General features: G+C 48.6%; 10 protein-coding genes. 9 read left to right on the top strand and 1 reads right to left on the bottom strand.

Features of this window, described 5'->3' with window-relative positions; translation table 11 throughout:
• Positions 1–20 precede the first annotated feature (20 nt).
• A complete protein-coding gene (locus AC6R10_RS00255; RefSeq protein ID WP_500671432.1) occupies positions 21–2,186 on the bottom strand; it encodes a heparinase II/III domain-containing protein in 2,166 nt (721 codons plus the stop codon).
• Positions 2,187–2,497: 311 nt separating this feature from the next.
• Here AC6R10_RS00255 and AC6R10_RS00250 point away from each other — a divergent pair, with 311 nt between their 5' ends.
• The 9 genes from AC6R10_RS00250 (at position 2,498) to AC6R10_RS00210 (ending at position 14,986) form a co-directional block, all read left to right on the top strand.
• A complete protein-coding gene (locus tag AC6R10_RS00250; RefSeq protein WP_334550598.1) occupies positions 2,498–2,833 on the top strand; it encodes a cupin domain-containing protein in 336 nt (111 codons plus the stop codon).
• Positions 2,834–2,864: 31 nt separating this feature from the next.
• Entirely contained in the window at positions 2,865–3,797 is a 933-nt protein-coding gene (gene kdgK, locus AC6R10_RS00245; protein WP_500671143.1) for a 2-dehydro-3-deoxygluconokinase, read from the top strand.
• A 58-nt stretch (positions 3,798–3,855) separates the two neighbouring features.
• On the top strand, positions 3,856–4,479 hold the full coding sequence (locus tag AC6R10_RS00240) for a bifunctional 4-hydroxy-2-oxoglutarate aldolase/2-dehydro-3-deoxy-phosphogluconate aldolase (RefSeq protein WP_500671142.1): 624 nt from the start codon (positions 3,856–3,858) through the stop codon (positions 4,477–4,479).
• Between the two features lie 188 nt (positions 4,480–4,667).
• The gene (locus tag AC6R10_RS00235; RefSeq protein ID WP_500671141.1) at positions 4,668–6,749 is read left to right on the top strand and encodes a DUF4962 domain-containing protein; all 2,082 of its coding nucleotides are present in this window, start codon (positions 4,668–4,670) and stop codon (positions 6,747–6,749) included.
• A 294-nt stretch (positions 6,750–7,043) separates the two neighbouring features.
• Positions 7,044–8,792, top strand: a complete 1,749-nt coding sequence (locus AC6R10_RS00230; protein WP_500671140.1) for a sodium:solute symporter family protein — start codon at positions 7,044–7,046, stop codon at positions 8,790–8,792.
• A gap of 290 nt (positions 8,793–9,082) precedes the next feature.
• Positions 9,083–12,400, top strand: a complete 3,318-nt coding sequence (locus tag AC6R10_RS00225; RefSeq protein ID WP_500671139.1) for an MHYT domain-containing protein — start codon at positions 9,083–9,085, stop codon at positions 12,398–12,400.
• 14 nt (positions 12,401–12,414) lie between these two features.
• Complete coding sequence (locus AC6R10_RS00220; RefSeq protein WP_500671138.1) at positions 12,415–13,440, top strand: HD domain-containing phosphohydrolase; 1,026 nt, start codon at positions 12,415–12,417, stop codon at positions 13,438–13,440.
• A 193-nt stretch (positions 13,441–13,633) separates the two neighbouring features.
• The gene (locus AC6R10_RS00215) at positions 13,634–14,611 is read left to right on the top strand and encodes an isopenicillin N synthase family dioxygenase (protein WP_500671137.1); all 978 of its coding nucleotides are present in this window, start codon (positions 13,634–13,636) and stop codon (positions 14,609–14,611) included.
• 135 nt (positions 14,612–14,746) lie between these two features.
• Positions 14,747–14,986, top strand: a complete 240-nt coding sequence (locus AC6R10_RS00210; RefSeq protein ID WP_487902401.1) for a hypothetical protein — start codon at positions 14,747–14,749, stop codon at positions 14,984–14,986.
• Positions 14,987–15,013 lie beyond the last annotated feature (27 nt).

Raw genomic sequence — 15,013 nt, 5'->3', positions numbered from 1 at the left:
TGTTGTCTCCTGACCGATACTTAGTTTTTTGGGGTGATGTCTAACGCGTAGGCACCGTTCCAGCTGTAAATGTTTGCATTCTCTGTGTCCGCCACTTGGTGCGGCGTATTCTCAGCCACGTGCTGCTGGTGGCTGACCATCAAGGTAATTTCATGGAGGCGGGTGCGGATCTGCACAACGCTCCCTGCATCGCTATTGGCAACCACTTGGATGGACTCCACTTGGCCTCGGGCATTGACCGATTGCTCAAATTCTTCATTAAAATAGCCGTGCGTTTCAAGCGCAGAGGCAAACACCGTCGACGGGCCTTCACTTCGAAGCAAGAAGGCAGGTTCGCTGCGCAAATTGAAACTAGGGTCATTGGCCCCTGTGCGTGTAAAGATTAGCTTGTTGCTCGGATTTGAACTCGCGCCAACCCAAGTGTAGTAGCTGTGGCCCTGAAGCCAACTGACCAATGCACAATCTGCGACTTCTCCTTCTGCCACGTTCCATAGGTGCTGATATCCGTGGCTATCGCCCAGTGGATGCAGCTCTTGATGGGTGTGATACTCCACGTTGCTACGAATGATTTGACCTTGATATTGGTGTGTGTAGTCGTAACTGCGCAGCGTATTGGCTTGGTCCGGTTGGTTGTCGATGCGGTAAAGGTCAATCAAGAGTGGCGCTTCTAGCTTGTCTAGGCTGAGTAAAAAGACACTGCGTTGCATGTCGCAACCATCCACATGCTCGTTGGCGAATGCACTCATGCCCTTTAGTGTCTCTTGAGTCGCATCGAAAAAGTGGGGCGTCCCGCTGCGAGCGTCTGCGCGTTCAACATCGAATTGGTTCTGGCACTGCTGATCAACGGTGACCTGGTTATGGGCAACGGTCTGGCGAGCATACGATGGGTTTTCGGCCAAGTAGCGTCCACCAAATTTAGGTTCAACGTTGACCCAACGTGCAAAACCATACTCACGCAGCACTTCTTGACCACGATTGAACAGGGTGATGCCAAGGGTATCGAAATGGCCATGCCCCATACCGTGCATGCCATAATTCATCACAAGTTGGGTCACATCGCCACTTGGATCTTGCATTCGGATAAAGCCTTGTGCACCTTGATCGCCGTTTGGACCTTCACACAGTTCAACACTTGGCCAGTAGGGTAGACCAATCTCACGCTGCGCCTGAGCCTCTTCAAAGGCATTGGAGAGTGCCAAACCGCAAGGATGCATCCAAACGCCTTGTTGAATTTTCGCCATGCCAAGAATGTTATCGTCCAAACCATAATGCGCGCCATAGATGCTCACGGCGACCTGCACGCCGGCATCGTTGATGCTCATGCTTTGCGAGGCGTCATTCAGAGCGGGGAACACCCCATTGGGGTAAGCGGTCGCCAACAACGCTTGCACGGTTTTACCGACCACACCATCTTTATAGCGGTAAATATCCACCTCAGGTAGGTGTCGGTGGATGATCTCCGCAAACAGCACTAACGGTCGAATGGTAAAGCGAGAGTAGTAAGGCCCCTCAAGGTAATAACCCGATGGGGAGAAGAGATGCGATACTTGATCTAAGAATCCACTGGTCGCGTTTCTATCGCGGCCATAGACGGCCATCTCCAAGTACTCAGGCTTATCAATCGCGACGGCGCAGGCACCGACAGCGGCGACTGCCCACACACCATGATTATGAATATGGTCAAAACGGTGTGCATACTTCTCTGTACTCATTTCAATCATCGGCACAAAGAGGCGATCAATAATGCGCGTTCTTTGCGCTTCGCTCATGGTGTGAGAAACACAGGAATAGCCAATGCTGGCAAACAGAAGCCAGCCATGTTCATTAAGGATCTGGTGGAACAATCGCCCAGTAGGGTTGGTATTCTTCTGAACTTGATAATCAAGCGTTAAATAGATATCCGCATAGCCATCGAGTAAATCACGAACAAACGCCGCGTAGCGCTCATCTTGTGTGACCAAAAACAAGCGTCCAGCGAGGTTCATGTATGTGTAGTTCTGTTTGTGGCGATTGTGTTCGTAGCCACCGGCTTCACCGTGACCGGGTACTTCGAGGGGTAAGCGCATAAACGCTTCAAGTTCACGACAGTGTTTGTCGATGGTCTTGCCCATTAAGCTAGGCTGACCCACTTCCTGGCGTAGGAGTGTCAGTTCATCTTGCGTGAATAAGAGCGCGTTCATCGTTATGTCCTCGTCACCTTTGGGTGTAGCAGAGAAATTATTTGCTACATAAAGTAATACAATATTGATTATTATGGTAGGGTAGAGAGGAAAAATGATGAGCGAAATCACTGAATTCGCATTGAGGACCTGAATTAACGGGCCAGAACACAGAGATTTACTCGACGTTTTCTTGTTCGATAATTGATGGTGAAATAGTTGAAACGTAGTTTCATTTTTGATTTGTGTCACACTTTTGGTTTGTATTGTATTACAATTAATCTCACTGAGGTATGATGTGAACAAACAGCACTACGCTAGATTTTAGGAGCAAAACGATGAATCCATTTTTTCTTTTAGATGATCACCCTTGGGAAGACATTGGCGGCGGGATTAAACGTAAAATTGTTGGCTATACTGACGACTTGATGGCGGTTCACCTTGAGTTTGATAAAGGCGCGATTGGTCACCCTCACGCTCACGAAATTCACGATCAAATCGGCTACGTAGTGAAAGGCAGTTTCGAAGCAGAAGTGGACGGCGTGAAAAAAGTACTTAAGCCAGGTGACGCGTACATCGCACCGAAACACTTTGTTCATGGCGCAGTTGCGCTCGAAGAAGGCAGTATCCTGCTAGACGTCTTTAACCCTGCACGTGAAGACTTCCTGAAGTAATTCATTGGCAGTTCAATTGCTAAGGTAAACAATGAAAATGATTAATGTTGCTATCATCGGCGAATGTATGGTTGAGCTTCAAAAGAAAGAAGGTGAACTAAAGCAATCATTCGGTGGTGACACACTAAACACCGCACTCTACCTCTCTCGCTTGACCAAAGGTCACGATGTGAACACCAGTTACATTACGGCGCTGGGTGAAGACTCGTTCAGTACTGAGATGCTACAGGTTTGGCAAGAAGAGGGGATCGATACGTCACACGTGATGCGAATTCACGGCAAAAACCCAGGTATGTACTACATCGAAACCGATGATACTGGCGAGCGTTACTTCCACTACTGGCGTAACGAAGCGGCAGCGAAGTTTATGTTCGAGCAGCCTGAGTCTAAAGCGTTGATTGATGCGCTGTTTGGCTTTGACGCGGTTTACCTAAGCGGTATTACGCTCGCGATTTTGACCCCAGTGGGGCGTGAGACGTTGATCAACTTCCTAGCGCAATACAAAGAACGCGGCGGTCAAGTATTCTTCGATAACAACTACCGTCCTAAGCTATGGGTAGACCAAGCTGAAGCGATTGAGTGGTACTCGAAGATGCTATCTCTGACCGATACTGCGTTGTTGACGTTTGAAGATGAGCAGGCACTCTACGGTGATGAACACCTTGAAGAGTGCATCAAGCGCACATCGGAAGCGGGCGTAAAAGAGATCATCATCAAACGTGGTGCGCAAGATTGCCTAGTCGTTGAAGGTGAAGAAGCGAACTACGTCGCGCCAAAACCGGTCAGCAACGTAGTCGACACCACAGCAGCAGGTGACTCATTCAGCGCTGGCTTCTTAGCAAAACGTCTGACGGGCGGTAATGCACAAGAATCCGCATTCAACGGCCACTGCATGGCAGGACAAGTGATTCAGCACAAAGGTGCGATCATTCCTCGCGATGTGATGCCAGATTTACCTTTGTAATCGAATGAATAATAAGCTCGCCTTTGTGCGAGCTTTATAACGAGAGAGTCTAAACATTATGACAACATTGAACGAAAAATTAGCAAGCCTGAAAGTGATCCCTGTTATCGCCATCAACAAAGTTGAGCACGCGATTCCTCTAGGTCGTGCGTTGGTAGAAAACGGCATGCCTTGCGCAGAGATCACGCTACGTACTGAATGTGCGATTGAAGCGATCCGCGTGATGCGTAAAGAGTTCCCTGACATGTTGATCGGTTCAGGTACCGTTCTGACTAACGAGCAAGTGGACGCGTCTATCGATGCGGGTGTTGATTTCATCGTTAGCCCAGGCTTTAACCCTCGTACCGTGCAATACTGCCTAGACAAAGGCGTTGCGATCGTTCCTGGCGTGAACAACCCAAGCCTTGTTGAGCAAGCGATGGAAATGGGTCTTCGTACGTTGAAGTTCTTCCCTGCTGAGCCTTCAGGCGGCGTGCCTATGCTAAAAGCATTGACAGCGGTTTACCCAGTTAACTTCATGCCAACGGGTGGCGTTAGCCTTAAGAATGTGGATGATTACCTATCTATCCCTTCTGTACTAGCGTGTGGCGGTACTTGGATGGTACCAACGAACCTGATGGACGAAGGTAAGTGGGACGAGCTAGGTGCACTAGTGAAGGCGGCGGTTGAGCACGTCAACTAAGCCGATTCCAAATCGATGATGAAAGCGAGCCGGGTGCTCGCTTTTTTGTGTTTCTGAGCTGTCGATTTGTTTTAGGTCACGGAAATGACAAAAAAGGCCATTTTTCGCGTTTTAAGGTTTAATTGTCCTACAATAAGATTTATATTATTACCCATACCCTTCAAACCCTCACTACAAAGAGAGTTAACATGAGCAACCAAAAATCTCTTGATGCGATCAGGAAGATGAAGCTGGAAAATGACACTTCAGCAGGTAACCTTGTCGATCTACTCCCAATCGAAGTACAAAAGCGCGATTTTGATTTGTCGTTCCTCGACAACCTGAGCGAAGCACGTCCGCGTCTTCTTGTTCAGTCTGCGGACCTAGAAGCGTTTAAAGCCGCGGTACGCGCAGATGAATCTCACTGCATGTTCGACGACTTCTACAACAACTCTACGGTTAAGTTTTTAGATACGGCTCCATTTGAAGAGCCTCAACCTTACCCAGAAGAGACGGTAGGTAAAGCGTCTCTTTGGCGTCCTTACTGGCGTCAAATGTACGTTGATTGCCAAATGGCGCTTAACGCGACACGTAACCTTGCCATCGCTGGTATCGTGAAAGAAGACGAAGCGCTGATTGCTAAAGCAAAAGCTTGGACTCTAAAGCTCTCGACTTACGATCCAGAAGGCGTCACTTCTCGTGGTTACAACGACGAAGCCGCTTTCCGTGTAATCGCAGCCATGGCTTGGGGTTACGACTGGCTACACGCTTACTTCACTGATGAAGAGCGTCAGCAAGTTCAAGATGCACTAATCGAGCGTCTAGACGAAATCATGCACCACCTACGCGTGACGGTTGATCTACTGAACAACCCTCTAAACAGCCACGGTGTACGTTCAATCTCTTCTGCTATCATCCCAACGTGTATCGCGCTTTACCACGATCACCCGAAAGCAGGCGAGTACATCGCATACGCTCTAGAGTACTACGCAGTACACTACCCACCATGGGGCGGTGAAGACGGCGGTTGGGCTGAAGGTCCTGACTACTGGAACACGCAAACTGCATTCCTAGGCGAAGCATTCGACCTATTGAAAGCCTACTGTGGCGTAGATATGTTCAACAAGACATTCTACGAAAACACTGGTGACTTCCCACTCTACTGTATGCCTGTTCACTCTAAGCGCGCGAGCTTCTGTGACCAGTCATCAATCGGTGACTTCCCAGGTCTAAAACTGGCTTACAACATCAAGCACTACGCAGGTGTTAACCAGAAGCCTGAGTACGTTTGGTACTACAACCAGCTTAAAGGCCGTGATACTGAAGCACACACGAAATTCTACAACTTCGGTTGGTGGGACTTCGGCTACGACGACCTACGCTTCAACATCCTTTGGGATGCACCAGAAGAGAAAGCACCGTCAAACGATCCACTGTTGAAAGTATTCCCAATCACTGGTTGGGCTGCCTTCCACAACAAGATGACTGAGCGTGATAACCACATCCACATGGTATTTAAGTGCTCACCATTTGGTTCTATCTCTCACTCACACGGTGACCAAAACGCGTTCACTCTGCACGCATTCGGTGAAACGCTAGCAGCGATCACTGGCTACTACGGTGGTTTCGGTGTAGACATGCACACTAAATGGCGTCGTCAAACCTTCTCTAAGAACCTTCCTCTATTCGGTGGTAAAGGTCAGTACGGTGAGAACAAGAACACGGGCTTTGACGGTCACCAAGATCGTTTCTGTATTGAAGCGGGCGGTAACATCACTGACTTCGATACAGAATCAGAAGTTAAAATGGTTGAAGGTGATGCAACAGCATCTTACAAATACTTCGTTCCAGAAATCGAGTCTTACAAGCGTAAGATCTGGTTTGTGAAGGGTAAAGTATTCGTAATGCAAGACAAGGCTGCTCTTTCTGAAGAGAAAGACATGACTTGGCTAATGCACACAACATTCGCGAATGAAGTGGCTGACAAGTCATTCACTATCCGTGGCGAAGTAGCGCACCTAGACGTGAACTTCATCAACGAGTCTGCCGACAACATTGAATCTGTTAAGAACGTTGAAGGCTTCGGCGAAGTTGACCCATACGAGTACCAAGATCTTGAAATTCACCGTCACGTTGAAGTGCAGTTCAAACCATCAAAACAGCACAACATCCTAACGCTTCTTGTGCCAAACAAGAACGCCGGTGAGCAAGTGGAAGTCTCTCATAAGCTAGAAGGGCAGTCGCTGATTCTTACCGTTGATGGTGAGACTGTTGAAATCTCGCTGTCTTAGTATAGTGTGTAAGTAGTTAAAAAAACCCAGCGTAAGCTGGGTTTTTTATGTTTAATTGTATGACTTTTTTTGAGTGTCGTTGTCGGGAGTACTCTAAGTCGTACCTTTGCATCATTCTGCGCTATGTATTTGTGCTCTGTATCTTGCTTGTGTATGAAACTAAATATTCGCTTGCAAATAAAGTGTGCGATCAAATCTGTTTTAGATCACACAAAAGGCATATTGTAGTACAAATGAATTTATGTTCGGGTATGCTTGTCACAAGCTAATGTTATTAATTTTAAGGCTGAAAAAATGACCATTGATACTCTTGTTGTTCTTGCCTATTTCTTCTTTTTAGTCGCGATTGGGTGGATGTTCCGTAAGTTCACCACCTCAACCAGCGACTACTTCCGAGGGGGCGGTAAGATGTTATGGTGGATGGTAGGAGCTACCGCCTTCATGACGCAGTTTTCAGCATGGACGTTCACAGGAGCCGCAGGACGCGCGTTCAGCGACGGTTTCGTCGTTGTTATCCTATTCCTTGCCAACGCGTTTGGCTATTTCATGAACTACATCTATTTTGCGCCAAAGTTCCGTCAACTTCGTGTTGTTACGGCAATTGAAGCCATTCGTCAGCGCTTCGGTAAGACGTCAGAGCAGTTCTTCACATGGGCAGGTATGCCAGATAGCTTAATTTCAGCAGGTATTTGGCTGAATGGTCTTGCTATCTTCGTAGCCGCTGTCTTCAACATCCCGATGGAAGCCACGATCGTTGTGACGGGTCTGGTTCTCATGCTGATGGCGGTGACAGGCGGCTCTTGGGCGGTCGTTGCCTCTGACTTCATGCAGATGCTCGTTATCATGGCGGTAACCATTACCTGTGCGGTAGCGGCATACTTCCACGGTGGTGGTCTAACGAACATCGTGTCTAACTTCGAAGGCGACTTCTTTGTTGGTAACAACCTAAACTACATGAGCATCTTTGTGCTTTGGGTGGTATTCATCTTCATCAAGCAGTTTGGTGTAATGAACAACAGTATCAATGCATACCGCTACCTATGTGCAAAAGACAGTGACAACGCTCGCAAAGCAGCAGGTCTTGCTTGTGTACTTATGATTGTTGGTCCACTGATTTGGTTCCTACCTTCTTGGTACGTAGCAGCATTTATGCCTGACTTTGCAGACCAATATGGCTCTGTGGGTGGAGATGCAGCTTACCTAGCATTCGTACAAAACGTAATGCCTGCAGGTATGGTGGGTCTACTAATGTCAGCAATGTTTGCGGCGACCATGTCTTCAATGGACTCAGGTCTCAACCGTAACGCGGGTATCTTCGTGATGAACTTCTACAGCCCAATTATGCGCCCTCATGCGTCTCAGAAAGAGTTGGTTGTGGTAAGTAAAGTGACCACTATTGTGATGGGCTTTGTCATCATCGGCATTGGTTTGTTTATCAACTCACTGCGTCACCTAAGCCTATTTGACATTGTACTTAACGTGGGCGCTCTGATCGGATTCCCAATGTTGATCCCAGTACTACTGGGTATGTGGGTTCGCAAGACGCCAGACTGGGCTGGTTGGGCAACGCTAGTGGTCGGTGGCTTCGTCTCTTACTACTTTGGTATCTCGCTAAACGCACAACATATCGAGAACTGGTTCGGTATGGAACAAGCATTGACTGGTCGTGAATGGGCGGACTTGAAAGTGGCACTGAGCCTTGCGGCGCACGTAGTGTTCACTGGTGGCTTCTTCTTAGCGACAACCTTGGTGTACAAAGGACGTTCGCCAGAGCGTGAAGCGGAAGTAGAAAAACTGTTCGAAAACTGGAAGACGCCTGTGGTGGCTAACTCAGAAGAACAGCAGAACCTCGACACTAAGCAACGTGGCATGCTGGGCAAACTGATCAGTGTTGCTGGTCTAGGTATCCTTGCGATGGCATTGATTCCAAATGAATTCACTGGACGCCTGCTGTTCATCTTGTGTGGCACCATGGTTCTGACCGTTGGTGTGCTCTTGGTCAACGCATCGCGCGCACCACAGCAGCAGCTTATCAGCGAATAACCCCTAAATTTGACCTTTTGGTCATCACAAAGCCGCAGAGTTCTGCGGCTTTTTTGCGTTTTAGGGGGAGTGGGAAGATCGGAAAATGAACAAAAGTGATTGAAATAGCAGTCAAGTTTATAGGTAAGTGAGATTCCACTAATAATTAAGGGTTATAAATGCCTACACATTTATTAATACAAATAGTACCTTATGCATCCAATAGTTGATAAAAATATCATTACAAAAAGTGGGTGATTTCCCTCATGCTCGACAGGTTATTCATAACAGAAGTTGGCTCATATACGTTGATGACAGGAACCTACGTTCCTTGGTTAGTGGTTGTCTCTATCTTTCTCGCGATGATGGCGTCATTCTTTGCACTGAGACTCGCCGCTGCCGCTCGGCACATCGTTACGCCATCACATAAGCAGGTGGCGTTGATTTCTGGTGCCTTCATTATGGCGGGGGGGATTTGGAGTATGCACTTTGTCGGCATGCTCGCCTTTCAGATGCCCCATCACATGAGTTATGACACCTTACTCACGTTGATATCGCTTCTTCCTGCTGTGTTAGCGAGTTATTTGGTACTGCGATCGTTGATCAACCAGCGTGATTCTTATCGACTTATTCTGCGCAATGGTGTGGTGGTAGGCGCGGGTATTGGTGCCATGCACTATATCGGAATGGAAGCCATGGAAATGGGGGCCATGTTGCGCTATGACCCGTATTGGTTTGGTCTGTCTATCGTTGTCGCGGTCGGATTGGCCATCGTCGCACTCTCTGCGCGCCGCCTACTTAAGCATCATTTCCCCACCATGCGTTCATTTCATATCAACTTGGTTAGCGCTGCGATCATGGGGTGCGCCATTTCAGGTATGCATTACACCGGCATGGAAGCCGCGCGCTTCATTATGCTTGAGCCCCATTCTATGATGATGGCCCCACAGGATTTGCACGAACAGTCTTTTATCGCCATCGCCGTTTCCATTGCGACTTTGCTTATTTCCACCTTAGCGGTGAACGTCAGCTCACAGCTGCGCTACCGACAGTTATTAACCGAGAAAACCGCCAGTGAATCTCGATTGCAAGCCATTCTCGATACCGCGACGGACGGGGTGATTACTATCGATGCGAAAGGCGTCATTCAAGGTGTGAACTTTGCCGCAAGCCGAATTTTCGGTTGGCAAGAGCATGAATTGCTCGGGCAAAACATTTCCAAATTAATGCCAGCCCCTCACAAGCAAGCACACGATGGCTATTTGGCTAATTACCTCAGAACGGGCGAGAACAAAATCATTGGTGCGCCGCGAGAAGTTTATGCACAGCACAAAAAGGGCCATGAATTTCCAGTGCGCCTTGGTGTAGGTAAAGTCCACCTTGCGCATGGTGATACCTTATTTGTTGGTTTTATCGCGGACATTTCTGAACGTAAAGCGATGGAAGTCAAGCTGCGTGACAGCCAAGAGCGATTAACCTCTTTGATGCGTAATATCCCCGGCGCGGCTTTCCGACGCTGTTTTGACCCAAAATGGAGTCCGATTTTCCTTAGTGATGCCATCGTGGAGCTCTGTGGCTATCGATCTGAGGAGTTCCTTGAAGGAAACATAAGCTTAGCGTCACTGATTGTTGAAGAGGGCGAGCAGTCGGTGCGTGACACGATCGCCGCCTTGACCAGCGACAAGCAAACCTATGCTGTCGAATATCAGTTGATTGATAAAGCCGGCCAACCCGTATGGGTGCTTGAAAACGGCATGGTAGTGCGCGATGAAGACGGCACTATATTGTGGATTGATGGTGTGATGATCAACATCACCAATCGCAAAGAGATGGAGTCTGAGCTGTTAAATGCCAAACGCATTGCCGAAGAAGCGGTCGAAACCAAAGCGGCATTCTTGGCCAATATGAGTCACGAAATCCGCACGCCCATGAACGCGATCATCGGTTTTACCAATATTTTGCTCGAATCACCAATGGGTAGCGAGGATAGACGTCACCTGGAAACCATATCCAACGCGTCTCGCTCTTTGCTTCATCTTCTCAATGATATTCTCGACAGCGCTAAGTTGGAAAAAAGCAAGCTCGAAGTCGAACCTGTGGTGTTTCATCTTGCGGATTGTGTCGATGGCGTCATCTCTACGTTATGGCTTAGTGCGAAAAACAAAGGCATTGAGCTCAACCTACATATTGATGATCGCGTGCCAGCTATTGTCTTCGGCGCAGAAGACCGCATCCGCCAAGTACTGATGAATTTAGTTGGTAATGGCATCAAGTTTACCGAAGAGGGGAGCGTCACGCTTAACATCGCGCCCACTGAGCAGAGCGATGTGATGCGTTTTAGCGTGATGGATACCGGTATCGGCATTGCGCCTGACCGGGTTGAGGCGATCTTTGATCCTTTTACGCAAGCCGATGCTTCCATGAGCCGTCGTTTCGGTGGTACGGGGTTAGGGACCAGTATTTCTAAGCAGTTGGTTGAATTAATGGGTGGAGAGATTCATGCCACCAGTGAACTCGGAAAAGGAAGCTGCTTCTACTTCGAACTGCCACTTCCCAAAAGTGAACGGCTGCCGCGCGCGGACGTTCACTCGCAAGTGAAGCTGCCAAGCCAGCGAGTGTTAGTCTGTGACGATATTGAACAAAACGTGACGCTGCTTTCTCTGCTTCTTGAACGAGCGGGTCATCAAGTATGGGTCGCGCGCGATGGTGTTGAAGCGGTCCAGCAATACCAAACGCACGAGATTGATTTGATACTGATGGACTTACAAATGCCGCGCCTCGATGGCCTACAAGCCAGCCGTCAAATTCGTCAATGGGAACGCGAGCAAGACAAACCCCCTGTTGCGATTATTGCTCTGACTGCGAGTGTCTTGACCGAAGACAAGCGCCAAGCGCAGGAGGCGGGCATGAACGGCTTTGCCAATAAGCCGGTTGATTTTAACCGTTTGAGCGCAGAAATGGCGCGCGTGTTAAAGGTTGAATCACAGGTCAGTATCCCATCGTCGCCCGCAGAGCCGTCTGGCAAAGAGAGCCGTGATCAGGCGATGATTCATTGGCAGAAAGCGCTGACACTTTGGGTGGATGAGGCGCTCTACTTAGCGGAACTTGGCAAGATGCTGGACAAGCATGAGGGGCTACCGAGTGCCTTGGCGCAGTCACTGCAAAACCAAGACTGGCGGGCTGTGCGTTCGCAAGCCCATGCACTCAAAGGCGTGTGTGGCAACTTGGCTTTAATGGCGCTGCACCAACTCTTTGCCCAGATAGAGCACGCCGCTATACAGCAAGATCACGCGAAAGCGCTGCCATTGATTGGCGATCTGTCGCTCTGTTGGCATAAGGTCAAGCAGGAGCTTGATAGCCGTATTGCACTGAGTCAAACCGATACCCAGGTGAAAGAAATAACGCTCGATGACGCGTTGCCTGCCGATGAGATTGAGCGTCTATTAACAGAGTGGCGAGCGGCGACCCACAGTGGCGAGTTGCGTGAGGATATTGGTGAAACCCTTCGCAGTCGCGCGCCAGACAAACTGCAAAAGCCGATCATCGATGCCATGAACGCGATCGACGAGTTTGAATTTTCCAAAGCCAGCGAGCATATCGACTTGGCGTTAACCTACCTAGCTGAATAAGGAACGCTGTGACGATGACAACATTAACGCTAGAGCCCCTCACACGTCATAACCCTGTGATGCGTTCGGTGCCAAGATTATTGGTCGTGGACGATGAACCCGCGAACTTGAAAGTGATGAAACAAGTACTGCACAGCGATTATCGGCTCTCCTTTGCTCGCAGTGCCAAAGACGCATTAAGTTTGCTCGAGCAAGAGAAGTTTGACCTTATTTTGCTTGATGTGATGATGCCAGAGATGACGGGGTTTGAGCTTTGTCAGCAACTGAAAGCGACCCCCGATAAGGCAATGATTCCGATCATTTTTGTCACCGCGCTCAGTGACAGCATTGATGAGGAGACCGGTTTTAACCTCGGCGGGGTCGATTACATTGTTAAGCCTATTGTCCCTGCCATTGTGCGTGCTCGAGTCAAAACGCAGCTGTCTATGGTCAAAATTGATGTACTCAAAGCGACGCAAATTGACTTAATTCAGCGCTTAGGCCGCGCCGCTGAATACCGAGACAATGAGACCGGGATGCATGTACTGCGCATGAGTCATTATGTGAAGACCCTGGCGCTTGCGATCGGTTTTGATGAGGAAGCGGCAGACGAACTGCGCATGGCGGCATCGATGCACGACATTGGAAAAATCGCGATTCCAGATCGTATTTTGCTCAAGCCGGGTCGACTCGAACCAGAAGAGTTTTCGTTGATGCAGACGCACGTGGAAGCAGGGGTACGAATCTTGGAAAACCCGCGCTCTCCGCTTATCGCCCTCGCTCAAAGTATTGCGCTTAACCACCATGAAAAGTGGGATGGAACCGGATACCCTCAGGAATTAAGCGGTGAAGCGATTCCGATAGAAGGACGCCTAGCGGCAATTGCGGATGTGTTTGATGCCCTGACCAGTGAACGCCCATACAAGAAAGCTTGGCCGGTCAGTGATGCTGTCGCCCTAATTCAAGAGCAAGCCGGAAAACATTTTGATCCACAATTGGTGCCCGTATTTATGGATCAGTTACCGAATATTCTGGAGATCAAAGAGCGGTTCATCGATTGATGTCGGCTCGCTATATGTTTCCTCACTTTGGTGCAAACACAATCCTATTCGGCAGTTTGTGGGGCAAGTATCATTTGGCTCCGCTTTCGCTTTCATCTAAGTGATTGATGCAATTAGATAAAGAAAAGTTGGCTTGTTGGTCAGCTTTTTGCTCACTCCTTGCAGAGTCAATGACACACTGCAAGGAGCATTCATGTCACTTCCTATTATCGATATTTCTCCGCTCAACTCTGATGATCGCCGCGACTGGGGCCCAGTCATCGATCAGATAGATCAAGCTTGCCGAGAGCTCGGCTTTTTTTATGTAGTAGGACATGGCATTCCTCAAACTCAGTTTAATCAGATTGAACACTATGCACGCTCGCTGTTTTCCCTACCACAAGAGGAGAAACAAGCGATATCGATTGAGCACAGTATGAATCACCGTGGGTGGGGGCGCTTGAGCGCCGAGAAACTCGATCCACTCGGCGAGTTGGATTGCAAAGAGTCGTTTGATATGGCGCTCGACCTCTCGCCCTATCATTCGCAAGTCGCACGTTGTCCGAAGCTTTATGGCCCCAACCAATACCCGTCGATTGAAGGTTTTACCCAGGCGATGAATCAGCATTACAGCCTTACGTTAGATGTCGGCCTTAAGTTACTGAAAGCGATGGCAATTGCACTGAATGAGCCAGAAGATTTCTTTACCCAATATTTTACGTTACCTATCTCTGTGTTGCGTATGTTGCACTACCCAAGTCAAGAACCTTCAACCAACACGGTGGGCAATGGCGCGGGAGCCCACACGGATTACGGCTGTATTACATTACTCTACCAAGATGCGAGCGGTGGCTTACAGGTGCTGAATAAGCAAAATCAATGGATAGACGCCACGCCCGTCGAGGGAAGCTTTGTCGTGAATATTGGCGATTTAATGCAGCGCTGGACGAATGATATTTATCGCTCCACTAAGCATCGAGTCGCGAGTCCGAGCAACGGTAAGACGCGTTTTTCCATGCCATTTTTCGTCGAGCCAGATTTTGATACCCCTGTCACGACGCTAAAATCCTGCCTAGCTGAAAAACAAGGGCAGGGTGGCTACCCTTTGATCACGGCTGGGGATTGGATTCTGTCACGCTTTGCGGATACCTATGAGTACCGACGTGAAGGGACACTCAGCACAGAACGTTGACTTTGGTCTGGAATTTTTAACTTTCTATTGGTTTAAATTTGATTGTAACAATCAGAGACTACCCTCTCTGCAACATTTAACACTGCCAACGAGCAGTGACTAGCAACGTCAATCCGAAAAATATAAGAAACCGTTATGCCAAGAACACCACACCCAGCCGACATGGAAATCATCAAATTGCTTCAGCAGCAAGGTTGCATCAAGAGTGAAGCGATGCAACGCCTCAAACGCGAGGTGTATCAACTTCAACCTGAAGAGATTTCTAAGGTGAAAAACTACGCCGATCATTTTGGCCTCCGTGCGAAAGAGCAACTTATCGATGAAATCCTAGAGTTGCGCCGTGATGAGCTACTGACTCAGTTGGCGGAGGCCTAAGCCTAGGAGCCAATGTTTGGCGATTGC

Source organism: Vibrio sp. R12-SG2-ISO1, assembly GCF_059834045.1.
Note: the sequence above shows the minus strand (reverse complement) of the source record. Positions and strands in the feature narration are given on the sequence as shown.